Consider the following 24,337-nt stretch of genomic DNA (forward strand, 5'->3'; position numbering starts at 1 on the left):
AATGTTGATAAAGAATCAAGACTTCTGAAATAACTAAAAACCAATATACGTATCTCTACCTTTAAAAGCTGCTGAGATGGCCCCAGTTTCTTAAATAAAAGAGGGTTGCGAAGAATTAATCGCCGTAAGCGTACACGTGTAGTTTCTGCTTCAGCTCTTTGCGAGCCAGGTGTATGCGGTTTTTGACTGTACCAATGGGCAGCTCTAATTTCTCTGAAATCTCTAAATACTTGTAGCCTACGTAGTACATCATGAAAGGCACCCTGAATTCTTCGGGCAGCAATTCAATGGCTTTATATATGTCATTTAAAGCAAATTCACCTGAGGCCCGATTAGAATCTGTCATTTTGGTGTCTAGCGGAGAAAACTGGAAATGCTCTGTAGTGTCTAAGGAGCTGGTGCGCTTTGTTACCTTGTTGTAATGATTGATAAACGTATTGCGCATGATGGTGTAAAGCCAGGCCTTTAGGTTAGTACCTGCTCTGAATTTATCGCGGTTGGCAAACGCCTTCAGCAGGGTCTCCTGCACCAGGTCCTTTGCATCATCAGCATCGCGGGTAAGATTATAAGCAGCTGGCCGAAGTGCCGGTGCAAGCTTCTCAACAACAGAGGTAAATTCTAGTGCAGTCATTTTGTTTAACGTTTTAGGTAAAACATTAAACAACATTACGAAAACTTCTCATCTTTAGGTTAACTTTTATTAAGATATTTTCTATGGTTATTCAATAGAATCTATAAAAACACCTATTCCTACTCCTACACATTGGAATACGCTATATTCTATTCAGGAATTTCGTTTAAGAAATAACAAACAGAGTGCAACAAAAGTCAAAGAACAACACGTGTTGTTCCCTCCCAAGAATGGTCACTAGTATCAATAGTAAAAAGCGCCCTATGCACTGCTCAAACATTCATAAAAAAGACGTTTGATCAATCAAGGGTAAGGAGAGGTGTACCGGAATTACAGGAATTCGAGCTGTTACCCGGCAAAAATTCATCATTAAAGGCAGACTAATATAAACTCCTTAAATGGCTGCTCCAGGAATAAAACAACATTTTACAGCAGAGGCTGTGTGGAGGAACTTATAGTTATAAGTTAGGATAAGCTTAAAAGAAAAAGCACCAATAGTAGAATTGGTGCAGATGGATTATTTTGTAGGTGAATAGATTTTAAGCTGCCTGTTTCTCCTGCAGCCATATTTCTAAGTCTTCAATAGTTTTAATTAGCTTCACTTTTTCGGGCAGGGAAGTTTGGTTGTAATACTGCACCAAAGCTCCGCTGACCAGCACTTGGCGCACTGAAGCTTTTTCCACCAACTCTTCAATAAATTCAGAAACAGAAATTCTCGGGTTCACTGTGGTAAAAACTGAAAAGATGTAGTCTGGCTTAAATTGCTCAGTTGCTTTTAGTAAGTCCGGGAGCGGCAGGTGCTGACCTAAATACAAGGTGGCATAACCAGCTGAACGTAACAAGTAATGGGCAAACAACAACGCCAGTTCATGTAATTCTCCTTCGGGCAGCGCTAGAATGACCTTAGGCGCATGCGGCACCTGCTGAATGGGAAGTCCGTCAATGGCCACCAGCATTTTCTGCCGTATCAACTGGCTCATGAAATGCTCGTGTGCGGGGGTAATGTTGGCAGTTTGCCATAGCAGGCCAATCTTGTGCAGAAAAGGGTACATTACCTGTCTCACGGAAGTAGAAAAGCCCAACTGTAAAATGGCTCGGTTCAGAATCCTCTCAAACAGCACCTCGTCCAATTCCACCATGGCCACAATCAGCTGATTGATGAAATGCTCCTGCCCTAACTCTGCATCTGTCAAGGTTAATACTTCTTTGGCAATTTGCTCAGGTGGCAGTTGGGCAATTTTAGAGATTTTATACCCCTCTTGGTACAGCAACGTTACGTTCAGCAGGTTCTTCAAATCTGCGTCATCGTAGTATCTGATGTTAGTGTCGGTTCGTTTTGGCTGCAGCAGCTGGTACCGCTGCTCCCAAATCCGGAGGGTGTGGGCTTTTATGCCCGAAAGATGTTCTAACTCTTTGATAGAGTAATGCGCCACAGCAGAGAGTGTTTTAAAAGGTAAAGCTAACGTTTACGCCGTGCAATTTTAAAGAATTTTGGGTGCACCCACAGCATTCCAAACGATTCTGAGCCGTCTCGCCCTTTGGTTTTGTGGTGTACTTTATGGGCAATATCCAGAGCGCGGAGGTAGGTGTTCTTTGTTTTCCCAAACAATTTCAGCCGCCGATGGATAAACAGGTCATGCACCAGAAAGTAGGCTGCCCCGTAGAGCGAGATTCCTGTCCCAATCCAGAACCTATAATCCATGGTTTCTGAGCCATAAATAAAGCACAGTGCCGCAATTACCCCGTAAAACGCAAAAGAGACATCGTTCAACTCAAACGGATGGTTGTGTGGCTTGTGGTGCGATTCATGAATGTTCCACAGCGGGCCGTGCAGCACGTATTTGTGCACCGCCCAAGCTACTAACTCCATCACTATAAAAGTCCCTAAAACTATCGCCGCGTTCGTCAGCATATTTTCTTAACCAAGTGGCAATGGTAATGTTTAAAATTTATTTTAGACACAAGATGTAAGACACAAGACTCAAGATTTTAGAATCAGCATTGATGACTCAGAGCTTAAGACTCAGAACTCTTTTATGGCGTGCGCCCTAAAGGGTCGGGCTATCCGCTACAAGTCCTCGCTATCGCTCCGGGCTTTCCACTCCTATCCCTCACGCAAAACTATTTTTGACATGTTTTTCAGAAAGCAGCCCTAAAACACCTACTCAACTCAAGACTCGCGACTCAGGACTCAATTGTTACCACGTCAGCGGTTCCTTGTCTAAGAACGACTGTATTCCGCGTTGGCAGTCTTCCGTGCTTCTGGCCAAGGCATTACGCTCAGCCGCGTATTCCAAGGCGTCTTTTAAAGGGAGTTGCTGTACCCGGGCAATCATTTCTTTCGTTACTTCCATTGACTGACCGGAATTCTGCACACACAGCCTTTGCGCCAGTTCTAGTACCCGTTCTGACAGCTCTTCCTCCGGCACCACTTCATTGATCAGACCAATGGTTTTAGCTCTTTCCGCCGAGATCAAATCACCGGTGAGCAGCAGTTCTTTAGCGCGGGCCTCTCCTATTTTACGCAGCAAGAACACTTTTACAATGGCCGGAAGAAAACCAATCTTTACTTCAGTGTAACCAAATTTGGCAGAAGGCACTGTGAATGAAAAATCGCAGACAGTTGCCAAGCCGCACCCGCCGGCTATGGCATGGCCATGCACTTGCGCAATTACTACCTTTTTGAGGGTGTAAATCTGGTAAAAGAGCTGCATGAGGTGCGTAGAATCCTCCAGGTTTTCCTGAAAGGTGTTGTGCTGCAGCTTTTGCAGATACTCTAAATCCGCCCCGGCGCAAAACACTGGACCAACTGCCTTCAATATGACTACTTTACAGTTTTCATCAAACTCAGCGTGGTCAAAAGCTTTTTTCAGCTCCGTTACCACTTCATCATTCAGGGCGTTTCGTTTTTCGGGTCGGTTTAAAGTTATGTAGGCTACACGGTCAGTACATTCGTAGCTGATGTAGCGCAAAGCAAGTGTTTCTGTTGTTGTCATGGTGTCGTCTGTCATACTGAAGTTTACGCAGCATCTGATTGAAAGATAAGAAAGATGGCTGAAAATGACTACTCCCTGCTGGTAAAGGTGACTTAAAGCCAAAAGGCCTCCTTGCCGATTTTCCAGTGCACATCCGGTTCTTTCATAACAGCTTGCCATCACTTTAGTTTTAGTTTCCATGCTCCTTCCGTTTCCAGCTCATGTACCCTATAGCCAGCAGCACGAAGTTCTGCCGCCTTCTGTTGCGTGTATCTTCTGGAATTCGTTTGATCCAGTATGATAAGGTTTGTTTTAAATGTATTCTGCAGATGGGTTACCGGAGCCCACACATTATGCTGCAACACAAGTACCTCCACTTGAACGGGCACTTTTAGGTCTTTTGGAAGTTTTTCAAGCCACAGTATTCGCTTTTGGCGCCACACCAGAAGCTTGTTATTTGAAGGAAGTTCCTGATAGACTACTTGCTGTTTTAGGTCAGTTTTTAGGAAAATGGCCCCAAAACGAATTTCTTTTTCAACTCCTCTGGCCCACCAGTGCGGCTGCACAGTATAGACGAATTGTTGCGGCTGGGCGTAAAATGCTGAATCAGCTACCAAGAAAGCACTTCTTCCGTTTATGACACTGGCGGCACTACTTCCGTTTATGACACTGGCGGCACTACTTCGGCGAGAGCTGTAGATGACAAGTTCCTGATTCTGACGCTGACGCTTCGCCTCCGCTATTTCAGTACCTGATAGAAAAGCAACGCATAAAGCCATTATCCCCAACCACGAGAGGTGCTTTTGATAGATAAACAGAAATAGCGCACCAATGAGAAGGTACAGAACCAGCACCTGCCCTGGCGTTATCACAAATCCATCAAGCACCGCGTTAGGCCACTGCTCCACCACGCGAAGCCCTTCGTTCAGTAACCAGAGAATCCAGAACAGAGGCTTAACGGCAAGGGTAGCCAAGGCAGGCACCGGAGAAACCACCATAAACAGAATTCCAGCATACAGCGCAAAGGTGGCCAACGGCACCGCAAACAGATTAGAAACACCAAAATAAACCGGAAACTGATGGAAGTAGTACAGGCTAAGCGGCGACGTAGCCAGCTGCGCCGCCACCGACAAGGTAAACAGTTGCCAGACATACCCCAGCCACCTGTTTTTGGGCTCCCATATCTTTGACAGTCTTGGTTGCAGGAGAACGATGCCTGCTACCGCCGCAAATGAAAGTTGAAAACCCACATCTAATAAAAGGTTTGGCTCATACAGCAACAACACAAAAGCTGCCACCGCCAAAGAATTCATCACAGAGGCTCTCCTGCTCAAAATAAAACCCATTTCAACAATGGTAAACATGGTCACAGAACGCAGCACTGATGGGGCCATACCCGTAAGGAAAGCATAAAACCACAGCACTGAAATTAGGAAAGCGCCAACTAAAAGCCTCCCTCCCCTGCGTTGCCTCAGTTGCCTGAATAGAAAAAGAAGCAAGGCGTAAAACGTACCCACATGCAAACCACTTACCGCTAGCACGTGCATGGTACCGGTTCGGGAATACGTATTTCGGAGCACCACATCTACATCATCTTTCACGCCTAACACCAACGCCCGTGCTATGGCCAACTCACGTTTTTCAGGCAGGTACTGCCTGAATGCCTCTTCTAACTTCCTTCTCACTTTATAACTTAAAGCCCTGATAGAGGATGGCGGTTGCTGCCCCAGCAGCAGAAAGCGCTCAGGCGTTAAAAATTCTTGCCACTGAATATGTTTTCGTTGCAGAAACTGCCTATAGTTGAACTGGAAAGGATTATTGGGTGGCGGTGGCTCCTCTAAAGAACCATAAACCAGCAATTGTTCACCATAGCGCAGGGCATCGGCCTCGAAGGAACGAGGGAAAGAAAGCGCTACCTTACCGCTAGCTGCAGACCATTTACCGGCAGAATCTCGCACGGCATAGAGTGCGCCTACTGTTGTCACCGAAGCGGGCTTCACAGAAACTCCTTCTACAAGAGTAACAGCGTAATTCATGATTGCCCCCTGAGACACAGGTAGAGTTTTAGGGGTGTTTTTTAAAAAAGTAGCCCAAAACGATAGTGCTGTAATGGCAGCTAATGCAGTTACCCCTGCCCACCTCCGTCTGCGCCCCAAAGGTCGTTTCTTGACATACCAAAAGGTTACCAGAAACAATAGCACAAAAAAAGCGGCCACCTCTCCGGCCCAGGCGAAATCACGACCTACTAAGTGAGCCAGAAGAATTCCACCTACAAAGCAAACCAACGGTCGCCACAGTCCGGTAACAGCGCGTTTAGGCATTCAACTATATTCAAATCAAAACCACAAAGGCCACTGGCAGCCTTACCCTTATGCTTACGGCTAAGCGTAATTCAGGATATTTGAAAGGAATATCATAGTTATGACAGAAAATGACGTTTTTCTACTCTCCTTGTTTATTCTTTATAGAGAAGCCATTTATAAACACAAAAAAGCGTTTTGGGGCTGCTTTTTACAAAACAACTCCAAAACGCTTCATATTTATTCAATGGTTAACTCTGTAGCCTTAGTCTTCGTGGCGGCGGAAGTTCTGACGACGGCGCGGAGCATCTTGCCCCTGTGTTTCATTTTTCTCACGCTCTTCACGCTCTTTCTGCCGTTGCTCGTCTAGTTTAGAGTAGGCATCTACAATGCGTTTCACCAAAGGGTGACGAATCACGTCTTCAGTTCGCATATCTACAAAACCAATGCCTTTCACGTCTTTCAATATGCTCATGGCCTCTATCAAGCCAGATTTCTGGTTACGCGGCAAGTCAATTTGGGTGCGGTCACCGTTGATCATCACTTTAGAAGTGGGTCCCATACGCGTCATGAACATCTTGATCTGCATAGGTGTGGTATTTTGAGCCTCGTCAAGCAGAACAAAAGCATTGTTAAGCGTACGACCGCGCATGTAAGCCAGTGGAGCAATCTCTATTACTTTGTTCTCATAGTAATATTTAAGCTTCTCTACCGGAATCATTTCTTCCAATGCGTCATAGATGGGGCGCAGATACGGGTCTACTTTGTCTTTCATGTCACCGGGCAAGAAACCAAGGCTTTCCCCTGCCTCCACCACCGGACGTGAAATGATAATCTTCTTTACTTCCTTATTCTTTAGCGCACGCACCGCCATTGCCACCGAAATAAAGGTTTTACCGGTACCGGCTGGCCCTAAGGCAAACACCAGATCGTTTTTGGCAATGGCCTCCACCAGTTTCTGCTGGCTAGGAGTTTTAGCCTTTATCACGCCGCCCTTGCTGCCGTACACAATTACATCTGGGCTGGTAATGACCACGTCATCTTCAAAGTCATTATCGGCGGTTAAGAATTTATGTACGCTCTTATCCGTGATTTTCCCGTATTGGTGATAATGCTCTATCAGCGAAGAAAGAATTTCGTGAATTTTAGTGATTTCAGGCGTTTGCCCCTGAATCTTGATCTCGTTGCCGCGCGAAATAATTTTGCTGCTCGGGAAAGCGGCGGCCAACTGTTTTATGTTTTGGTTATCGAGGCCCAGGAAATCTACTAACGAGATATCCTCCAGGGTTATAGTTTTTTCTACCAAAGGCTATGATGGTTTTAAATTAGGTTTATTCGTCGTTCTACTGAAAATATAGTAGTTTTGTTTTAAGACAAATATAGGAATATTAAAGTTCTTCTGACCGACCGTTCCGATGGGTTTTCTCACCTTTTTATCAGACTTCGGCACAACGGACCATTACGTGGCCTCCGTGAAAGCCAAAATACTGACGCTCAAGCCAGAGCAAGTGATTGTTGACATTTCACACGACGTTGAACCGTTCAACATTGCGCATGGCCTGCACGTCATCAATTCCGTCTTCCAGGACTTTCCGGAGGGCACGGTTCACCTTTTGGCAGTAGACACCCACGGGAGCAAAAGCGGCCGTTACCAGGCGGCTCTCTATAAAGGCCACTATTTTGTCTGCGCCGACAACGGTTTACTTTCCTTGCTTACCGAAGGAGACCCACGCCAGTTAGTAGACTTGCCCCCTATGCATGACACGTCTTCTCCAGCCCGTGATATTTTAGCTCCGGCCGCAGTGGCTTTGGCAAATGGCTCTAACATGGCTGAAATAGGTGAACTAGCCGATGGAATGGTGCAACTCATTAACCGCCAACTCCGCCTAAACGACCACTCTATTATAGGTCATGTGGTGCACGTTGACCACTATGGCAACCTGATCACCGACATTACCCGCGACAGCGTAGATGCCATTGGCCACGGCCGCCACTTTACTATTCACTTTAACCGTGAAGTAATTGACCGCGTGAGCACCCGCTACAACCAACCCGGCGAAGGCGATTGTGTGGCTCTGTTCAACCGCCAAGGCTACTTAACCATTGGAATCAACAAAGGCCACGCTTCTGAACTGTTGGGCATGTTCTTTGACTCTCCGGTGGAAGTACACTTTGTCCCAGACCCGGTGGAGTAATTAAGAATTGAGAATTAGGAATTAAGAATGGGGGATCTATTAATTTTTAATTTTCCGTCAGCACCACTTCCTCGTATGTTTTCGTCTGTTTTTCTAAAAGCAGACCGAAAACATACGAGGAAAGAAGAACAATAGGTGCCTGTTGAATGCCATAGCCATATGATCTTTCTCTTCTTTCCAAGATCAATTTTTAATTATTAATTCCTAATTCTTAATTAATTACAATGTTGTTGATACGAGTGGTGCGCATGACCTTTCAGGAGGATAAAGTGCAGGAGTTCCTGGAGATTTTCAAAGCTTCCAGAGACAAGATTCGCTCCTTCACGGGGGGCCAGCGCGTAGACCTGCTCCAGGATTATAACTTGCCTAACGTGTACAGCACCTACAGCCTCTGGGACTCTGAAGACGCCCTCAACCACTACCGTAAATCTGCCCTGTTTGGCTCCGTCTGGAAACCGACCAAGGCTCTTTTCGCTGAGCCCGCTCAGGCTTTCTCATTTAAACCCACAGAGCTATAACTCCCACTATTTGTAGATAAAGTATTTAAATTATATAGCTTTGAAGGGTGCTAAGGCTATTTTACTTACTTCTAATCATTCTCTAATCTGCCTCTAATCACCCTCTAATACGGTCACTCTACCTTTGGGCATTCTTCAATTAGAATAACCCATGAGAGTACCCATTTATATTTCTGCGCTGGGCTTGCTTAGTCTTCTGCACCAGCCGCTCCAAGCGCAGCCTGCTTCCCCGTCATCTGCTCCCACCATAGCCACCATTGACTCTTTGCGCCTTACCCTAACGCAGGCAGAGCAGTTGTTTCAGGAGCGAAATTTGCCCTTGCTGGCACAGAAGTCAGCTATTGAGGCATCAAGGGCAGCTATCCTGCAGGCCAGGCTATTTGAGAACCCCGTGCTGACGGTAGACCAAGGCGTATACAATCCAGAAAACAGACGGTACTTTGATGTTAGCCGGAACGGGCAAACGCTATTGCAACTAGAGCAGCTGGTGTACTTAGCTGGCAAACGAAACAAGCGGGTGCAGGTAGAATCGCTGGAGAGCCAGCTCACCGAGCAGGATTATTTTGATTTGCTGCGCACGCTCCGATTCACCTTGCGCACCAATATGGTGGAGCTGTTTTACCAACAGCAGGCCCTGAGGGTACTGCGGGAAAGAACACAGACGGTGCAACAGTTGGTCACAGCGTTAGATGAGCAGTACCAGAAAGGAAATATTCCCCTCAAAGAAATTACCCGACTAAAAGCACTTCTGTTCCAGCTGGGAAATCAGCAACTCACCCTGTTACACGAGATAGAAGTAACCCAGACGGAGCTTAGGCTACTGACCCGGACTCCGGCCACCACGGTGCTGGTTCCTGCTCTGGAAGAAGCGACTTTAAACACGGTCACTCCTTTCCAACTCACCTTTTCCCAACTGCTGGAAACGGCGCACGAAAACCGGTTTGATTTAAAAGCCGCCCAGACCATGGTGCAGCTGCAAGACGCTAACCTTAATCTGCAAAAGGCTTTGGCGGTGCCCGACATCACCATCAGCGCCAACTATGACCGTTTGAGTAACTACATCCGAGATTATGTTGGGGTAGGTTTTTCAATACCCCTGCCCCTCTGGAACCGCAACCAAGGGAACATCAACGTGGCGCGGCACCAGATAACCCAAAGCCAGCACCTGTTAGAGCAGCAGCAACTTACCGTGGAGACGGAGGTAATGCAGGCGTTCAAAAAAGCGCAGGAGGCCCAGCAGTTCTACAACTCCTTTGACCCCAATTTCCGCCAGGATTTTGACCGGCTTCTAGACGGAGTTACCTCCAATTTTATGCGCCGCAACATCAGTTTGATTGAATTTCTGGATTACTACGAAACCTATACGGACAGCATGACCCAACTGCTGGAGCTAAGCACCAACCGCCTACGGGCTTTGGAGGAAATCAACTTTGTCGTGGGAAAGCCTGTCATCACCTACTAAAATTCTCTAGTTAAAATATTATGAAAAACAAGATAACCGCACCGCTCCTGCTCTCTTTACTGGCTGGCTGCTCTTTCTTCTTTGCCTGCTCAGAAGATAAAAAATCCATTGCCGTTGACGCACTGGCAGAACAGGAGCTCTGCCTCACCGACACCCTCGCTCAGCTGATCAAGCTAGACTCAGCCCGTCTGCAATCTGTGAACAATCAGTTGCAGTTGGTGGGTAAAATTGCCTTAGACGAAAAGAAGGTTTTTAAGATATTCCCGCTGGTGGGCGGGCACGTGCAAGCTGTGAAAGTAGAACTTGGTGATTATGTTCAGAAAGGCCAAACGTTAGCAGTGATCCGCAGCAGTGAGATAGCTGAATTTGAACAACAGCGCATTGGGGCGCAGTCAGCCCTGCAAGTAGCCCAAAAGAACTTGGACGTAGCCAAAGACATGGCAAAATCTGGACTTGTTTCTGAACAGGAGGTATTAGCGGCGCAACGTGAGAAAGACATGGCCGATGCAGAAGTGCAGCGCATGAAGCAAATCTTCAGCATTTACAGCATTGGCAAAGGATCAGAATATGTGGTGAAAGCGCCCTCTGCTGGGTTTGTGGTGGAGAAGAACGTGAACGTAGACATGCAGATTCGCTCAGACAACGACACCAACCTATTCACCATCTCCAGCATGAATGAAATCTGGGTCATGGCCAACGTGTTTGAGTCTGACATTGCCAAGGTGAAAGAGGGCTACACCGCCCACGTCACCACCCTCAGTTACCCAGATAAAGTCTTACATGGCAAGATTGATAAGATCTTCAACGTGCTGGACCCCGACTCAAGAACCATGAAAGTTCGGGTACGGCTAGACAATCCTGACTTCTCACTCAAGCCTGAAATGTTCGCGAACATCAGAATTGAATACCCCGAAAACAAACAACTCATGGCCATACCAGCCCATGCCCTTGTCTTTGACCAAAGCAAAAACTATGTGATGGTGTTCCGCAAGCGCTGTGATGTGGAGCAGCGCGAGGTGAAACTATACCAAACCGTGGGACAGACAGCCTACATACAAAGCGGCTTAGAAGCAGGTGAGCAGGTGGTGAGCAAATACCCGTTGCTGGTTTACAATGCCTCCAAAGCGAAATAGCCAAATCCGCATTACCAAAGTAGGGCGTTTTGGACCTGTTTTCAGTAAAACGGGTCCAAAACAGAAACAAAAGCAAATACCTTACTGCCTGTTTTAAAGAGGCACTGAGGTTAATCTATATCTGTAGAACAGTATTTCCAGATGAATTCTTTTATCAAAAATATCATTGCATTCTCGCTCAAGAACCGGTTTCTGGTCTTTTTCATGACCTTTGGAATTGTGGTGGCGGGAGTAATCAGTTTTCTGCACACGCCTATTGAGGCCTTCCCAGACGTGACCAATACACGTGTGCAAATTATTACCCAATGGCCCGGCCGAAGCGCCGAGGAAGTAGAAAAGTTTGTGACCATTCCTATTGAGGTGGAAATGAACGTGGTGCCTAAAAAAACCAGCCTGCGCTCTATCTCCCTCTTCGGGCTTTCTGTGGTGACTATGATTTTTGAAGACGAGGTAGATGATTTCCACGCCCGTCAGCTCGTGGCCAACCAATTGGCCACCGTGAATCTACCAGAAGGAATTGATGCCGAAATGCAGCCCTCGGCGGGTCCCACCGGAGAAATTTTCCGCTACACCCTGGAAAGCAAAACCAAAGATGTACGTGAACTAAAAACCATACAAGACTGGGTGATTGACCGCAAGCTGAAGGGCGTACCGGGCATTGCCGATGTGGTGAGCTTTGGGGGCGAGGTAAAAACCTACGAGGTGAGCGTAGACCCCAGCCTGATTGGGAAATATGACATTACCGCCCCAGACGTATATGAAGCCATTGCCAAGAGCAACCTAAATGTGGGCGGTGATGTCATTGAGAAAAACGGACAGGCGTACGTGGTGCGTGGCATTGGCCAGCTCAACAACATTGCCGAGATTGAGAACGTGATGGTGACCGACCGTCAGGGAGTGCCAGTCCTCATTAAGAACGTGGCCACCGTAGAAGAGTCTCATTTGCCTAACCTTGGCTACGTGGGCCGCGACGAGCAAACCAACCTGGTGGAAGGCATTGTAGTGATGCGCAAAAACGAAAACCCCAGTGAGGTACTAGCGGCTCTAAAAAACAAGATAACTGAGCTGAACGACGTGGTGCTGCCGGATGATGTGAAGATTGTGCCTTTCTATGACCGCTCTGAGCTCATTGGCTTCACCACTAAAACTGTAACCCACAACCTTTTGGAAGGAATTGTGCTGGTGACCGTGATTGTGTTCCTCTTCATGGCAGATTGGCGCACCACCCTCACGGTAGCCATTATAATTCCCCTAGCCCTGCTTTTTGCTTTTGTGTGTATGCGCCTGAAGGGTATGTCAGCCAATCTGCTTTCTATGGGCGCCATTGACTTCGGAATTATCATAGACGGGGCGGTGGTGATGGTGGAAGGTTTATTTGTGGTGTTGGATAAGAAAGCGCATGAACTGGGTATGAAACGCTTCAACGCCCTTTCTAAGCGCGGCATCATCAAGAAAACCGCTGTAGACCTGGGTAAATCTATCTTCTTCTCTAAGCTGATCATCATTACTGCATTGCTGCCCATCTTCGCTTTCCAGAAGGTAGAGGGTAAAATGTTCTCGCCACTGGCATACACGCTGGGATTTGCTTTATTAGGGGCGCTGTTCTTCACACTTACTCTGGTGCCGGTAATCAGCAGCATGTTATTGAACAAGAACGTGCGCGAGAAGCACAACCCGTTTGTGAACTTCATCAACAAATATGTCTTCCAAGGCTTCTCGTTCACCTACCGGAATAAGCGGGGTAGTCTTGTAGTGGCCATGGTGGTCATGGCGCTGGGGCTGTACATGTTCAAGTTTCTGGGCTCAGAGTTCTTGCCGCAGTTAAACGAAGGGGCGGTCTACGTACGGGCCAGTATGCCTATGAGCACCTCATTAGAACAGTCTGTGGAGATGACGGAGAAAATACGCCGCACCATAGGTGCTTTTGACGAGGTGAAGCAGGTCATGTCGCAGACCGGACGCCCCAATGACGGCACTGACCCTACCGGTTTCTTTAACATTGAGCTGCACGTAGACCTTAAACCAAAAGATGACTGGCAGCGCAAAATTTCCAAAGAAGAGCTTATTCAGGAGATGCAGACTAAACTGGCCGCCTACCAGGGCATCAGCTTCAACTTCTCCCAACCTATCATGGACAACGTGGAAGAGGCGGTGTCTGGGGTAAAAGGCTCTATGGCCGTGAAAGTCTTCGGGGATAACTTGCAGCGGCTGGAGGTGCTGGGAGACAGCGTGTACAACGTGCTCCATAAGATTGAGGGAATTGATGATCTAGGCGTGATCAACCTCATTGGCCAACCAGAAATGCGCATAGAGCTAGACCAGCAACGCATGGCCTCTTATGGCGTCTCCCCGACTGATGCCCAGGCTGTGATTGAAATGGCTATTGGCGGTAAAGGCGCCAGCAGTCTGTATGAAGGCGAGCGCAAGTTTGACATCAGAATCAGGTATCAGAAGGAGTTTCGTGATAATGAGGCACAACTGGCAAACCTGAGGGTGCCCACGAGTCACGGCGGCAATATTTCGCTCAAAGAGATTGCTGAAATCAGCACCGTTACCGGCCCGGCCTTTGTGTACCGCGAAGACAATGCGCGCTTCATAGCTGTGAAATTTTCGGTAAGAGGCCGTGACCTGGGCAGCACCATTCAGGAAGCGCAGGAAAAAGTAGAGCAGGCCATTCACTTAGACAAAGGAATGCATCTGGAGTGGAAAGGCGAGTTTGAGAACCAGATCAGGGCAACTGATAGGCTGATGCAGGTAGTACCCGTTAGCCTGGTGCTTATCTTCCTGATTCTATTTGCCTTGTTTGGAAACGGTAAAGATGCGGCGCTGGTGATTTTGAACGTGCCGTTTGCCTTGATTGGCGGTATTCTGGCTCTGTGGCTCACCAATACAAACTTCAGTATTTCAGCTGGGGTTGGTTTTATAGCTCTATTTGGTATTTGCGTGCAGAATGGGGTAATTCTGATCACTGTATTCAAGAAAAACCTGGAGGAACAATTGCCTCTGATGCAGGCTATCAAAGAAGGCGTGGCAGAGCGTACGCGTCCGGTGGTGATGACCGCCATGATGGCCGCCATTGGTTTGGTGCCTGCCGCCCTTTCTACTGGTATTGGCTCTGAGACGCAGAAACCGCTGGCCATTGTAGTAATTGGAGGCCTCATTAGCGCCACCATTCTGACCCTGCTTATTTTCCCGCTGCTCTTTGACAGCGTGTACAAGAGAACACTCAAAAATAAACAAACCAAATACCGGGCAGCCCAGCTAGAAGAGGCTGTGCCTGCTTAATTTTTTCATTGGTTTAACAGTTCCTATTGTTTAGTTGTGTTTGTTTTTTTTGAGTGAAAAGAGGTGGCTTCTGGCCACCTCTTTTATTTTACATTCCTTCTGTTTTAAACCTATTTTTCGTAAAACAGGCTAAAAACAGAACATTGTCTTATACCCTATTGCTCTACCAAACCTCTATGACACAGAAGCCCCTCCTACTGGCGCGGAGCAGTACCAGTAAACTTTTAAATTGATGGAAGAACCATGACAACGGTAGTACCCACTTGTAACGTGGACGTCAATTTGATCCTGCCCCCGTGTAGCCTGAAAATCTTTTCTGCCATAGTGAGTCCTATACCGGTACCGTTGTTAAACCTGGCGTTGTTGGCGCGGTAAAAGGGCTCCATGACTCTTTCCATTTCACCCTCTGGAATTCCAATACCCTGGTCCTGCACGGTTACCTCTACCTGCTGCGCCTGCCATTTTACCGCCACGCTCACCCGTTGGTGATCAGAGAATTTAGAGGCATTCTCCAGCACATTCTTGAAGGCTATCTGCAATAAGCTCCTGTTGCCATACACCGTCAGCACGTCTGGATCTTGCGGCAACGAGGAAAGGTCTATTTGAATCTGGTTCTGGGGGAGAGAATACTTTAATTCGGCTTTCACCTCCAGGAGCACTTCATCTATACGAACCCGGTCTTTCTTTACCTCCTGCTCATCAAACCCAGTCTGGGCCAGGAGAATTAAATCGGCGGTTAGTTTCTCCAGCCGTTCGGTTTCTTTCTGTAGCGTTTGGAGAGAAGCTTTGTATTCAGCCGGGGTGCGGTCTTGCATTAACGTCACCTCAAGTTCTCCGCTGATAGCAGTCAGCGGGTTACGGAGCTCGTGAGAAGCGTTGGCGATAAAACTTTTCTGCATGTAGAAAGAAGTATCCAGGCGCTCCAGCATTTGGTTAAAGGTATTCACAAGGTCTGCAATCTCATCACGGGTTGGCCGTTCCTTTACCCGCAGGTGCAGGTTAGAAGCTCTTATTTTATTTACCTCCTGCACAATGGCCACAATGGGTTGCAGTACTTTTCTGGCGAAAAAATGCCCTGCTAACACCATCACCAGGCACCCCAGCAGTACACTGATGATCAGCACTTCCCGCAGGTTCACCAATTTACTTGCTCCGGTTACGTCTTTGGCTGTAACAATAACATAGAAGTCTCCTTCATTGTCTTCATACCAAAGGCCTATTCCCTGCAGGTCTTCAAGCCAAAACTCTACCTCCCGTTCATTCTTTATTTTTTGGAATATTCTTTCCGGAATGGCAATGCCTGCGGTGTCTGTGGCCACATGTAATTTTCTATTATGGTCATAGATGGCAAATTTTTCATCAGAGAGACTCTGAAAAAACTTACGTCTGGTCTTCTGAATGCGCTGTGCACTGAACTCATCTTGCTCCAGGTACATATGTGCCGCAACAATTCCCCTGTCCATTAACCGCTGGAAGTACTGGCGCCGGGTAAACTGCTCCGCTACCAGATAAATAAAGCTCCCCATGATAATGAGCACCACGGTGGTGAGTCCGGCAAACGTGAGGGTTAACTGGTTTCTGAAATTCATGCGTTCTCCGGCTCCTTCAGCATATAGCCCATGCCCACCACTGTGTGCAGCAACTTGGCAGAAAAATCTTTGTCAATTTTGTTACGGAGGTAATTCACGTAAACATCCACCACGTTAGAGCTTAAGTCGAAATTGAGGTCCCACACGTTTTCCAGCAAGTCTACCCGTGACAGAACTTTCCCCTGTTTCTTCAAGAAAAACTCTAGCAAAGCGAATTCTCGGGCCGTGAGGTTTATATCCTTGCCTGCCCTCTTCACCTCTTTGGTATCTAAGTTCATGCTCAAATCTCCGGCGCGCAGCATATTGCTGGCAGTAACCATGCCTGTGCGCCGTGATAGCGCCCGCACCCGAGCCAGTAGCTCTTTAAATTTGAAGGGTTTAGGCAGGTAATCATCTGCTCCGGCCTCTAAGCCATCTACAATGTCTTCGGTGGTGCCTAAGGCCGTCAGCAGTAAAATTGGCGTCCGTAGCTGTTCCTGACGTAACTGGCGGCAAAGGTCAAGACCGCTAAGATTTGGCAAAATGATATCCATGACAATGACAGAGTACTCATTCTGTAAAGCTAGCCTCTTCCCCATGCTACCATCGTAAGCCACTTCTACTTCAAACGTCTGTTCCTGCAAGCCTCGCTTTATAAACGCTGCCACGTTGGGCTCATCTTCAATGACTAATACCTTCATTCTTTTGGGCTAATAACACTACTCTTGTGAACATTTTCTTAGGGAAATATTCAAAGAGAAGAGATGTCTGTAAAACTAAAGAATTAGAAAGGATATGAAAAGTAGCTTTTCATAACAGAACCTGTTATAACATTACCCCTTTTGTTCATCAAGACACAAGGCACTAAACATATAATTCTTCCCTTTGCCCATTAAACCATATCAGTAATAAGCTTCACTTAGAACAATTCATCAGGAAAGGAGTACTTTTACCAAGTCTATGGCACAAGCATTGGCTATTTAAACCAATACCATCATTTTGGACACTATGAATTATTTTGAGTTTTATAACCTACCGGAAAGCTTTCTACCAGATGAGAAGGCTATTCAAACCAAATACTACGCCCTCAGCCGTGAGTTCCACCCCGACTTTTACACCATGGAGCCGCCCGAGAAGCAGCAGGAAATTTTGGAGAAGTCAACGCTTAACACCAACGCCTACCGCACCCTTTCCAATTTTGACCGCCGCATGCAGTATATTCTGGAGCAGCACGGATTATTGGAGGAAGGTGGGCAAAACGACCTGCCCCAGGATTTTCTGGCAGAGGTAATGGAGCTAAACGAGCAGCTGATGGAACTGGAGATGGATCCAGATTCAACCCAATTCAAGATTGTCTCTGACCAAACCGGCGAAATTGAGGGTTACCTGAAGGCGGAAATTTGGCCTGTACTGGAAAACTATGAAAACTTACCGCCTGAGGCTCAGGAAGAAGCCTTGAAACAGGTAAAAAATTATTACCTAAAGCAGCGTTACCTCTTGCGTATTAAGGAATCATTAAATAAGTTTGCACCCTCTTCTGACGAATAAAGCGTTTCTCGCCTAGTTTTTCAGAATCTACCGAAAAGTAGCAATTGCCCAGGTGGCGGAATCGGTAGACGCGTTGGTCTCAAACACCAATATCTTCACGGATGTGCCGGTTCGACTCCGGCCCTGGGTACATTTAACGAATAGAAAGCCTTGTAAATCAATGATTTGCAAGGCTTTCTTGTTTTCAGGGGACACTTTAGGGGACGGTTTTAGCTCTTTTACTTTTTGTAAAAGCCACACTAAGGAGAATCGTGATAAAACGTTAAGGTAGAATACTTAAGAAAAGTGAACTTACTAAATCATATATAGTATATTCGGCAGTGCAGTTACGATTATCTGTCAATTTATACAATAAACCGTATGTTTAGCTCAATACATATTGCAGATAAACCGAACAACTCCGTATATCCTCTAGTTAGCACAAAATTAAAGTAAACTAGACTTATAGAAATATACATAATTGGGCTATATTCAGAGAGTTTTCTGTCTAATGCTCTAATTACATTAAAAATCCCTTCAGATATTACCGAAAGGATTTTTAATGCATTGGAAAACTTAACTATCATTAAGTTTTTTTTCCATATAAGCGGTCCCCGTTAAGACTACTGGTTGATAGGGTGGGATTTCTACAAATCCAAATGAACGATACAGTTCTTTTGCCTTTGTAAGACTGGGAATTACCTCCAGACGTAGAGCATCAAATTTTAATATCTTCGCTTCCTCAATAGCCCTTTTCAATAATTGGGCACCAATCTTAAATTGGCGAAACGCTGGTCGTACATAAAATCTTTTCAATTCCGAGATTGCTGGTTCTGATTCTCGGATTGCAACACAGCCAACGGCTACTTCATTTGAGTAAGCTAGTAGTAAGGCTCCTTTCGGAGGGGTATATTGTTCTGGCAAAGCATTTAATTCAGCCTCAAAGTTTGGAAATCCTGCATTAAAATCTATAGCATTTGCGTACTCTTGAAATAACTGGCGGCCATCATTAAACTCCAGACTAGAATTTGCTACGACCAATTTTATCAAATTTAAATTTTCCATCAGTTTTAGTTTGAAGGTTCTTAGCTCCTGTTTATCGTTCTTTTCTTGAAAAGTAAGTTGCCCCTATGCTGGCTATAATGACACAAATAATCGATAACCATTGGGCAAGGCTCAGGTATTCTTTCAGAAAAAGCAAACCGGAAAGTGCGCCAAATGCGGGATGTAAACTCATCAGGATACCAAAGGTTTTGGAGGGAAGTAGCCGAAGTGCACCCATCTCTAAAGTAAAGGGAATAGCACTAGTTAAAAAGGCAACTGCAACTCCTATCAACAAAAGAGGTACATTTAAGGCAGCTAATCCTCCACTGAAAATTCCAAAAGGTAAAACAAGTGCGGAAGCAAATATCATTCCTACAGCTACAGCATCCCCACTTTTCATGATTTGAGACACCTTTCCCCCTAATACTATATAGCCAGCCCATAAGGCTCCGGCCAATAAAGCCAGAGCAACACCTAGTAAATCAACATTATTGTTTTGCCAGGGAGCAATAAGGGCTATCCCTAAACAAGCTAAAAGCACCCAAAGCAAATCAAGCAGTTTTCTTGACCCTACCAACGCTAAAACCAATGGCCCTGTAAACTCAATAGTAACTCCCAGACCTAATGGTATGCGTTTTATGGCTAAGTAAAATACCAGATTCATAGCACCCAGGCAGGTGCCGTAGGCAAGGCAGTATACCCATTGCTTTTTATTTAATGCAAACAGATTTGTTCTAAAAAAAAAGAGCAACAGGATAGCCGAAAAACCAATCCGCAGAGAAGCAGTACCACTGGCGCCTAAAATTGGAAAAAGATGTTTGGCAATAGAAGCGCCGCCCTGGACACTTACCATTGACAATAAAACTGCCGGTATAGCCGGAATAACAAATTTGTTTTTTGATGTGTTAATCATTTTTGAGGTTGTTTTAAATGCGATAATATTGGGAAAACCCTGAAAATAGAAAGGCATGCAAAACAACCTGAGCCACAGAACTTGGTGGTCAATAGAAAGGAGATAATCTATGAAACTAATAAACCCACTTAGGCCTTTAATTACCAGTTATTTTGCAAGCAAAGTAACGCGTGGTGGCGGGGTATTACAAAAAAGAGATTTCATATAGGATGGTTTTGCCTCAAATTTAAAAGGTAGTTGTTTCATAACCAAAGAAGAAAGTTTCATAACAGGTAAAAAATTGTAAACTTCAAAGTAAAAAATCATGTGCTAACAAGAGCTAAACGCCAGCTGGGGTTTTCCATAAAGCATGGTCGTTGATTCCTACTTCTGCAAATGCTAACTTGCTAAATAACTAAGTAAGGTCCCCGGCCGCCGTTTCCTCTAGCCGTTATAAAGTTTATGAATAAGAAGGGCCAGAGCATTTGCTTTGGCCCTTCTTATTCCTTATAATTTCCTTGCATGTCAATTATAGCAGACAACTCATTGCATTTTAAACAATGAAGAAAACAAAATATCTTATTAACTGGCCCGATTTCTTCCCACAAACTTCTTTCAGTTTCAATAAAATCATCTAAGTCATACTCTGCTCTTTCTCCTCCACAACTAAAGCATATTGCTATTTCATATTCTACCATGTCACAGAATTCGGAGATAGGATTGAAAATGAATGTATCTATGTCTAATCTTTCGCACATGCGTTTTATATATTCTTCCATAGTTTCAATCCAAAACCCTTAAAGTTTTTCTATTTTTATTCTCAAGTCTATCATAGAATCGAATGGTAGTTTTATCAAGTGGAATAAGATGAAGTGTGCAATATTCAAGCGGTATCTCCTTTATCTCATTTCTCTTTAGTCTATGCAGCTCTTCTAAAAAGCTGTAATCAGTGTAGAAGTCGGTATAGAGAGCTGAAATGGATTTAGAGCAGTTCCAGACTTGGCACTTGAACTCTGCCTTGTTCTTAGTCACATACTTGGTCAGGTAGACTCCCACCTGTTTTAGGTTACTAGTGTTTATCTTCTTTACATCAAAAGCAGAGGATGCCTTAAAGTTTTGCTCTCTTGGCAGGATTCCATTCTTCTTCTGGACCTCTAACCAATATCCCCAAGTCTTTTGAATATCCCAGTACTTGTTTGTTATTAAATGAAAGTGGATGTTATCTGAGAAGGTCTTGTTCCCTGTTTGCCGTTCGGCCACCCATAGGTACTGAAAGTCCTTGCTCCTCTTCTTGATGTTGTCTATAAACTTCCTGAGAACAACCACGGCAAGCTCATCAGTTACCTCATTGGAAAAAGTAAGGGTAACAAAAGTCAGGCGTTTATGAAGCTGAGCAAATGCCATAAGCTTCTTCCTGATTTTAGTCTTTGTCCTGCTTGACATTGACCGCTTCTTATTAGCAAGCTTTAGCTCCTCTGCTTCCTCATTTACTTCCTTCTTTTTGGGCTTTGGATTAGATTCCTTCTTTCTATCTAAGGATGAACCAGAATACTTATTGTAAAGCAGCCTTTTGGTTAAGTTGGTGCCTAGCACTGCACTGCAACCGTACGTGTTTTTGACTAACACGGAATCTGAATCGTTGCAGTATTATTAAAACCATTAATAAAGGTTTGAACCTGAAGGTTAAAAATACTGAAGGTTAAAAAAAAACAAAGGAACGGTGGAATGAACTGTGTAGGGTAGAACCGTTTAAGGAACTTGCCAGTCCTTCTCTCATACACATTCATGTAGACCCATGTAGGAAACTCCCTTTTGAGGAACATAGAGAAGCCGTTCAGCTTATGCACATAAGTCCACCGTTTAGGCTTATCTGAGTCAGCCAGAAACACTATGACTGAGTAGTCATTCTTATGCATGGCGCACTCCTTTCCGATTAGGGGAATAGCACCTCTCTTGCAATGCGCTCTCTATGTCAGAGGATTTGTAGCGCACATTAGAGCCAATCCGATAAGATGAAATAATTCCTCTCTTAGTGTAGTCGTTGAGAGTGGGCAAAGAGATTTGAAGAAGCTTGGAAGCCTCTACCCTAGTCAAGTATTGAACTTGATTCTGAGAGCCTAGAGCATTAGACTCTTTTACATTTAGATGCTCTGAAAGCACCTGGACAAGCATCTCCTTGAGTTGCTCTGTCGTTAATCCGTTTAGAATAATTTGGGACATAATCGTTTTGATTTATGTCCCAAAGGAATTGGTCAAAGCCTCGAGGAGTGGGGTTATGGGGGAGGCTCTTTTTTACTTACCTTAACTCATCTAGCTCATTCTTAATCTCTTTGGATTTTTCCTCAAGCCCAGTTTCAGCAAATAGTTTAGATAAGAAAGCAAGGTTTTCTTCATTACGGATACTGTTAGTCTTTCCTTTCTTATGAATCTTGTTAAGCTCCATTCTAATATTTGTCTCACTTCTGTTTAACAAGACAGACAAAAGCTTATTCCTGTCTTTAACAGCTAAGTGGTTAAGGCTATCTAACATTCCAGTTTCAAAGAGAATTAAAAGCTGTTGCTTTCTAGTAGTTTCTTCTTGCGCTATTGAGCTTCTTTTCTGGCTATACTCCCATTCTATTTTATCAATGTATTTGTGATAAAGAGCCAGAGAATAACCATTCATCAATGCTAATAGCTCTTCTCCGCTCCTCCAATAGCAACGCAAATCAGGTTCTTTTCCTCTTACGTAGTAATCTTCATACCCTATATTCCACAATATCGGGTAATTTGGCCCCCAACATTTCAGTCCTATAAAATGACAATCAATTTTCTCTATAGCCTCAAAGAAATTTCGCCCATTTAAATCGTGCTTTTGTATTTCCTGCTCTATCCATTGCCTTTCTTTATTTAGAATAGGTAAAGGATTAATTGCGTTAATCAATTTCCTGTCTAGCTCCTTTTTTTCATAATCAAAATCAATATTGGGTGGGCGTTTGTGGCGTGTCCTCAAAACATCAGAATATATTTTAGCCTCTTCTAAAGTTAGAACATTCAATTTTTCAACCTCATCTTCATTTGTTGTATGTATTAAAAAGTCATTGACATTATTGACGCCTATAGTAACCCCTACCTTAGCATAAGAGAAATTTAACTTAGTAGGCCAGAAACGAAACTTATCTTCTATTGACTGTAGGTTGTCAAACTCACATTTAAGATGAGTTAATTGTTCAGGGCTAAATTTAGAAAGTGGCATCAGTTGAAGAATGGGTGATTAACAAGTTTTTGGGCGTTTTGCTCCTGAGTAAGACGAATGTATTTAAGGAAGGCCTTCTCAGTCTTATGCCCTGTCATTTTCATGATGGTAATGGAGGGCACATCAGCAAGGTAAAGATTTGTAGCAAAACTTCTCCTTGCCGTGTGGGTAGAAATCAATTCATGCTTCTTAAATGATTCCTGAACTTTCTTCCCTCCCTTTGTTATACTTACTAACACACTTTCACAAAGTTCAGCTAGTTCACAAATCTCTTTTAGATAATCATTCATTTTCTGATTGCTGATAGAATTCGGCAATACCCCTTTATACTTGTCTAAAATCTCTTTTACTCTTTTGCCAACTGGAATAATAACAGTCTCTCCGGTTTTCTCAGTTTTAACTTTAATTTGAGAACCGTTACTGATGAAGTTATCACTGTTAATCTGGTTTAGGTCAGAAAACCTAAGACCAGTATTACAGCCCACAATAAACAAATCCCTTACTCTCTCAAGCCGGCTGTTTTCTGAAAGGTCAAGCTCATAAATCTTTGTTATTTCCTCTTGGGTAAGATAGATAGTATCTGAGTGCTCCTCTATTACCCTAAATCGCTTGTTTAAGTATTCAAGGTTCTTATTTAAGCCTCTGTCTGTGGCTTCATTCATAAATACCTTGATGTTCTTTATAAAGCCTCCTATGCTGTTAATTGAGAAGCCTCTTTCCTGTAAGTATTTGGTGAAGTCATTATAGAACTCAAGATTGATGCTTTCAAACTCTAACGGCTTTCTCTTTGCCTCTTTAAACTCCTTAAGCTTGACAAGCGCCTGCTTATAGTTCTTGACAGTATTAGGCTTCTTAGAAGTATTCTTAATTAGCTCATCAGCAAAAGCAATCAGGTCAAGCTTCTTTACCTCAGCTTGAGGCTTTACTTTTTTGGTAAGCTCAGCCCTAAGCTTATCTAAAGTTATCTCCTCTTCATCATTCAGGAGCTTTCGGTAGATAGACTTAATCCATTTCTCTATGTTGTCCAAGCGTGAGTTAAACTCTGGGAACTCTGGAAACTGTTTTGTCTCTTTTGCTTTCTGCTTCTCAGGGTTCCAGAACTTTGGAAGTATCTTTTCACCAGTAGAGAATTTGAGCTTGGAGTTACTGAACCTAAACAGGAGATAGACAAGAGTCTCTTCTTTCGAATTTGGTTCTTTTAGGACAAATGAAACTGAGGCCATAGGTCAAGAGTTAGGCCTGCAATATAGACAATAAAAATTCTCAGGGGACGGATTAGGGGACGGTTTTATTTAATCTGCTTTAATCCGGCTTAATCAATCTTAACCATAAAACCGCTTTTAAAGCATTTTAAAGCCACTTTTTAGAAAAGACAAATTAAACGGAGGAAGTAAAAAGTACTCCGGCCCTGGGTACTTTGAGAGGACAGTTCAGATATTCTGACGCTGTCCTCTTTTTTATTCTCCTGCACCTAATAAACCAAGAGCTACTAATCATAAAACCGCAGATCATCTGGTCGGTATCATATTGCTTGCTGAACAAGAAACTTCTGAAAAAAATAATCTACAATTC

The 24,337-nt window shown here is 44.5% G+C and carries 21 protein-coding genes and 1 tRNA gene; 7 read left to right on the forward strand and 15 right to left on the reverse strand.

The genetic code is table 11. From position 1 onward, the window contains the following. Nucleotides 1-115: 115 nt before the first annotated feature. The 6 genes from A8O23_RS03405 to A8O23_RS03430 all read right to left on the reverse strand — a co-directional run bounded on the left by A8O23_RS03405 (nucleotide 116) and on the right by A8O23_RS03430 (nucleotide 7,212). Nucleotides 116-631 carry an RNA polymerase sigma factor gene (locus A8O23_RS03405; RefSeq protein WP_066616538.1) on the reverse strand — a complete coding sequence of 172 codons (516 nt, stop codon included), beginning with the start codon at nucleotides 629-631 and terminating at the stop codon, nucleotides 116-118. A 539-nt stretch (nucleotides 632-1,170) separates the two neighbouring features. Further along, on the reverse strand, nucleotides 1,171-2,064 hold the full coding sequence (locus A8O23_RS03410) for a MerR family transcriptional regulator (RefSeq protein WP_066616540.1): 894 nt from the start codon (nucleotides 2,062-2,064) through the stop codon (nucleotides 1,171-1,173). Between the two features lie 26 nt (nucleotides 2,065-2,090). Next, on the reverse strand, nucleotides 2,091-2,543 hold the full coding sequence (locus A8O23_RS03415; protein ID WP_066616542.1) for a sterol desaturase family protein: 453 nt from the start codon (nucleotides 2,541-2,543) through the stop codon (nucleotides 2,091-2,093). A gap of 286 nt (nucleotides 2,544-2,829) precedes the next feature. Next, entirely contained in the window at nucleotides 2,830-3,642 is an 813-nt protein-coding gene (locus A8O23_RS03420; RefSeq protein ID WP_239693325.1) for an enoyl-CoA hydratase/isomerase family protein, read from the reverse strand. A gap of 143 nt (nucleotides 3,643-3,785) precedes the next feature. Next, a complete protein-coding gene (locus tag A8O23_RS03425; protein WP_066616545.1) occupies nucleotides 3,786-5,927 on the reverse strand; it encodes a ComEC/Rec2 family competence protein in 2,142 nt (713 codons plus the stop codon). A 244-nt stretch (nucleotides 5,928-6,171) separates the two neighbouring features. Further along, nucleotides 6,172-7,212, reverse strand: coding sequence for a PhoH family protein (locus tag A8O23_RS03430; protein WP_066616548.1), 1,041 nt, complete (start codon nucleotides 7,210-7,212; stop codon nucleotides 6,172-6,174). Nucleotides 7,213-7,321: 109 nt separating this feature from the next. Between A8O23_RS03430 and A8O23_RS03435 the strand changes: the two genes are divergently transcribed. The 5 genes from A8O23_RS03435 to A8O23_RS03455 all read left to right on the forward strand — a co-directional run bounded on the left by A8O23_RS03435 (nucleotide 7,322) and on the right by A8O23_RS03455 (nucleotide 14,499). Beyond that, entirely contained in the window at nucleotides 7,322-8,101 is a 780-nt protein-coding gene (locus A8O23_RS03435) for an SAM hydrolase/SAM-dependent halogenase family protein (RefSeq protein ID WP_066616561.1), read from the forward strand. A 224-nt stretch (nucleotides 8,102-8,325) separates the two neighbouring features. Further along, on the forward strand, nucleotides 8,326-8,619 hold the full coding sequence (locus A8O23_RS03440) for a putative quinol monooxygenase (protein ID WP_377131481.1): 294 nt from the start codon (nucleotides 8,326-8,328) through the stop codon (nucleotides 8,617-8,619). Between the two features lie 151 nt (nucleotides 8,620-8,770). Then, the gene (locus tag A8O23_RS03445; protein ID WP_082882882.1) at nucleotides 8,771-10,081 is read left to right on the forward strand and encodes a TolC family protein; all 1,311 of its coding nucleotides are present in this window, start codon (nucleotides 8,771-8,773) and stop codon (nucleotides 10,079-10,081) included. Between the two features lie 20 nt (nucleotides 10,082-10,101). Beyond that, nucleotides 10,102-11,214 carry an efflux RND transporter periplasmic adaptor subunit gene (locus A8O23_RS03450; protein ID WP_066616568.1) on the forward strand — a complete coding sequence of 371 codons (1,113 nt, stop codon included), beginning with the start codon at nucleotides 10,102-10,104 and terminating at the stop codon, nucleotides 11,212-11,214. Nucleotides 11,215-11,355: 141 nt separating this feature from the next. Continuing rightward, complete coding sequence (locus tag A8O23_RS03455; protein ID WP_066616570.1) at nucleotides 11,356-14,499, forward strand: efflux RND transporter permease subunit; 3,144 nt, start codon at nucleotides 11,356-11,358, stop codon at nucleotides 14,497-14,499. A 224-nt stretch (nucleotides 14,500-14,723) separates the two neighbouring features. Here the strand turns inward: A8O23_RS03455 and A8O23_RS03460 are convergent, their stop codons facing one another. Both A8O23_RS03460 and A8O23_RS03465 read right to left on the reverse strand, forming a co-directional pair. Then, nucleotides 14,724-16,088, reverse strand: a complete 1,365-nt coding sequence (locus tag A8O23_RS03460) for a HAMP domain-containing sensor histidine kinase (protein WP_066616571.1) — start codon at nucleotides 16,086-16,088, stop codon at nucleotides 14,724-14,726. Then, a complete protein-coding gene (locus tag A8O23_RS03465) occupies nucleotides 16,085-16,768 on the reverse strand; it encodes a response regulator transcription factor (RefSeq protein ID WP_066616574.1) in 684 nt (227 codons plus the stop codon). The genes A8O23_RS03460 and A8O23_RS03465 overlap by 4 nt, the downstream gene beginning before the upstream one ends. 307 nt (nucleotides 16,769-17,075) lie before the next feature. On the opposite strand from A8O23_RS03465, the gene A8O23_RS03470 reads away from it, so the two are divergent. Beyond that, entirely contained in the window at nucleotides 17,076-17,615 is a 540-nt protein-coding gene (locus tag A8O23_RS03470; protein ID WP_066616578.1) for an iron-sulfur cluster co-chaperone HscB C-terminal domain-containing protein, read from the forward strand. Between the two features lie 46 nt (nucleotides 17,616-17,661). Beyond that, nucleotides 17,662-17,745: transfer RNA gene (locus tag A8O23_RS03475), tRNA-Leu, on the forward strand. A 425-nt stretch (nucleotides 17,746-18,170) separates the two neighbouring features. Here the strand turns inward: A8O23_RS03475 and A8O23_RS03480 are convergent. The 7 genes from A8O23_RS03480 to A8O23_RS03515 form a co-directional block, all read right to left on the reverse strand. Further along, nucleotides 18,171-18,659 carry a GNAT family N-acetyltransferase gene (locus A8O23_RS03480; RefSeq protein WP_082882883.1) on the reverse strand — a complete coding sequence of 163 codons (489 nt, stop codon included), beginning with the start codon at nucleotides 18,657-18,659 and terminating at the stop codon, nucleotides 18,171-18,173. A 31-nt stretch (nucleotides 18,660-18,690) separates the two neighbouring features. After that, nucleotides 18,691-19,608, reverse strand: a complete 918-nt coding sequence (locus A8O23_RS03485) for an EamA family transporter (RefSeq protein ID WP_204377670.1) — start codon at nucleotides 19,606-19,608, stop codon at nucleotides 18,691-18,693. Between the two features lie 422 nt (nucleotides 19,609-20,030). Then, complete coding sequence (locus A8O23_RS03490; protein WP_066616582.1) at nucleotides 20,031-20,309, reverse strand: hypothetical protein; 279 nt, start codon at nucleotides 20,307-20,309, stop codon at nucleotides 20,031-20,033. A gap of 4 nt (nucleotides 20,310-20,313) precedes the next feature. After that, nucleotides 20,314-21,156: a rolling circle replication-associated protein gene (locus A8O23_RS03495; protein ID WP_066616585.1), complete on the reverse strand. Its 843-nt coding sequence runs from the start codon at nucleotides 21,154-21,156 to the stop codon at nucleotides 20,314-20,316. A 282-nt stretch (nucleotides 21,157-21,438) separates the two neighbouring features. Next, complete coding sequence (locus A8O23_RS22080; RefSeq protein ID WP_082882884.1) at nucleotides 21,439-21,750, reverse strand: helix-turn-helix domain-containing protein; 312 nt, start codon at nucleotides 21,748-21,750, stop codon at nucleotides 21,439-21,441. A 76-nt stretch (nucleotides 21,751-21,826) separates the two neighbouring features. Then, nucleotides 21,827-22,765 (reverse strand): hypothetical protein, encoded by a 939-nt coding sequence (locus tag A8O23_RS03510; RefSeq protein ID WP_066616592.1) that lies wholly within the window; start codon nucleotides 22,763-22,765, stop codon nucleotides 21,827-21,829. Further along, the gene (locus A8O23_RS03515; RefSeq protein ID WP_066616598.1) at nucleotides 22,765-23,988 is read right to left on the reverse strand and encodes a site-specific integrase; all 1,224 of its coding nucleotides are present in this window, start codon (nucleotides 23,986-23,988) and stop codon (nucleotides 22,765-22,767) included. Before A8O23_RS03515 ends, A8O23_RS03510 begins: the two co-directional genes overlap by 1 nt. Nucleotides 23,989-24,337: the final 349 nt, after the last annotated feature.

Origin of the sequence: Rufibacter roseus (assembly GCF_001647285.1) — a bacterium.
In the GTDB taxonomy this organism is placed as follows: domain Bacteria; phylum Bacteroidota; class Bacteroidia; order Cytophagales; family Hymenobacteraceae; genus Nibribacter; species Nibribacter roseus.

Coding starts and splice junctions, on each gene's coding strand:
- A8O23_RS03405 (WP_066616538.1), bottom strand. CDS start 631: ATGACTGCACTAGAATTTACCTCTGTTGTTGAGAAGCTTGCACCGGCA.
- A8O23_RS03415 (WP_066616542.1), bottom strand. CDS start 2,543: ATGCTGACGAACGCGGCGATAGTTTTAGGGACTTTTATAGTGATGGAG.
- A8O23_RS03420 (WP_239693325.1), bottom strand. CDS start 3,642: ATGACAGACGACACCATGACAACAACAGAAACACTTGCTTTGCGCTAC.
- A8O23_RS03425 (WP_066616545.1), bottom strand. CDS start 5,927: ATGCCTAAACGCGCTGTTACCGGACTGTGGCGACCGTTGGTTTGCTTT.
- A8O23_RS03435 (WP_066616561.1), top strand. CDS start 7,322: ATGGGTTTTCTCACCTTTTTATCAGACTTCGGCACAACGGACCATTAC.
- A8O23_RS03440 (WP_377131481.1), top strand. CDS start 8,326: ATGTTGTTGATACGAGTGGTGCGCATGACCTTTCAGGAGGATAAAGTG.
- A8O23_RS03445 (WP_082882882.1), top strand. CDS start 8,771: ATGAGAGTACCCATTTATATTTCTGCGCTGGGCTTGCTTAGTCTTCTG.
- A8O23_RS03450 (WP_066616568.1), top strand. CDS start 10,102: ATGAAAAACAAGATAACCGCACCGCTCCTGCTCTCTTTACTGGCTGGC.
- A8O23_RS03455 (WP_066616570.1), top strand. CDS start 11,356: ATGAATTCTTTTATCAAAAATATCATTGCATTCTCGCTCAAGAACCGG.
- A8O23_RS03460 (WP_066616571.1), bottom strand. CDS start 16,088: ATGAATTTCAGAAACCAGTTAACCCTCACGTTTGCCGGACTCACCACC.
- A8O23_RS03465 (WP_066616574.1), bottom strand. CDS start 16,768: ATGAAGGTATTAGTCATTGAAGATGAGCCCAACGTGGCAGCGTTTATA.
- A8O23_RS03470 (WP_066616578.1), top strand. CDS start 17,076: ATGAATTATTTTGAGTTTTATAACCTACCGGAAAGCTTTCTACCAGAT.
- A8O23_RS03480 (WP_082882883.1), bottom strand. CDS start 18,659: ATGGAAAATTTAAATTTGATAAAATTGGTCGTAGCAAATTCTAGTCTG.
- A8O23_RS03485 (WP_204377670.1), bottom strand. CDS start 19,608: ATGCCTTTCTATTTTCAGGGTTTTCCCAATATTATCGCATTTAAAACA.
- A8O23_RS03490 (WP_066616582.1), bottom strand. CDS start 20,309: ATGGAAGAATATATAAAACGCATGTGCGAAAGATTAGACATAGATACA.
- A8O23_RS22080 (WP_082882884.1), bottom strand. CDS start 21,750: ATGTCCCAAATTATTCTAAACGGATTAACGACAGAGCAACTCAAGGAG.
- A8O23_RS03510 (WP_066616592.1), bottom strand. CDS start 22,765: ATGCCACTTTCTAAATTTAGCCCTGAACAATTAACTCATCTTAAATGT.
- A8O23_RS03515 (WP_066616598.1), bottom strand. CDS start 23,988: ATGGCCTCAGTTTCATTTGTCCTAAAAGAACCAAATTCGAAAGAAGAG.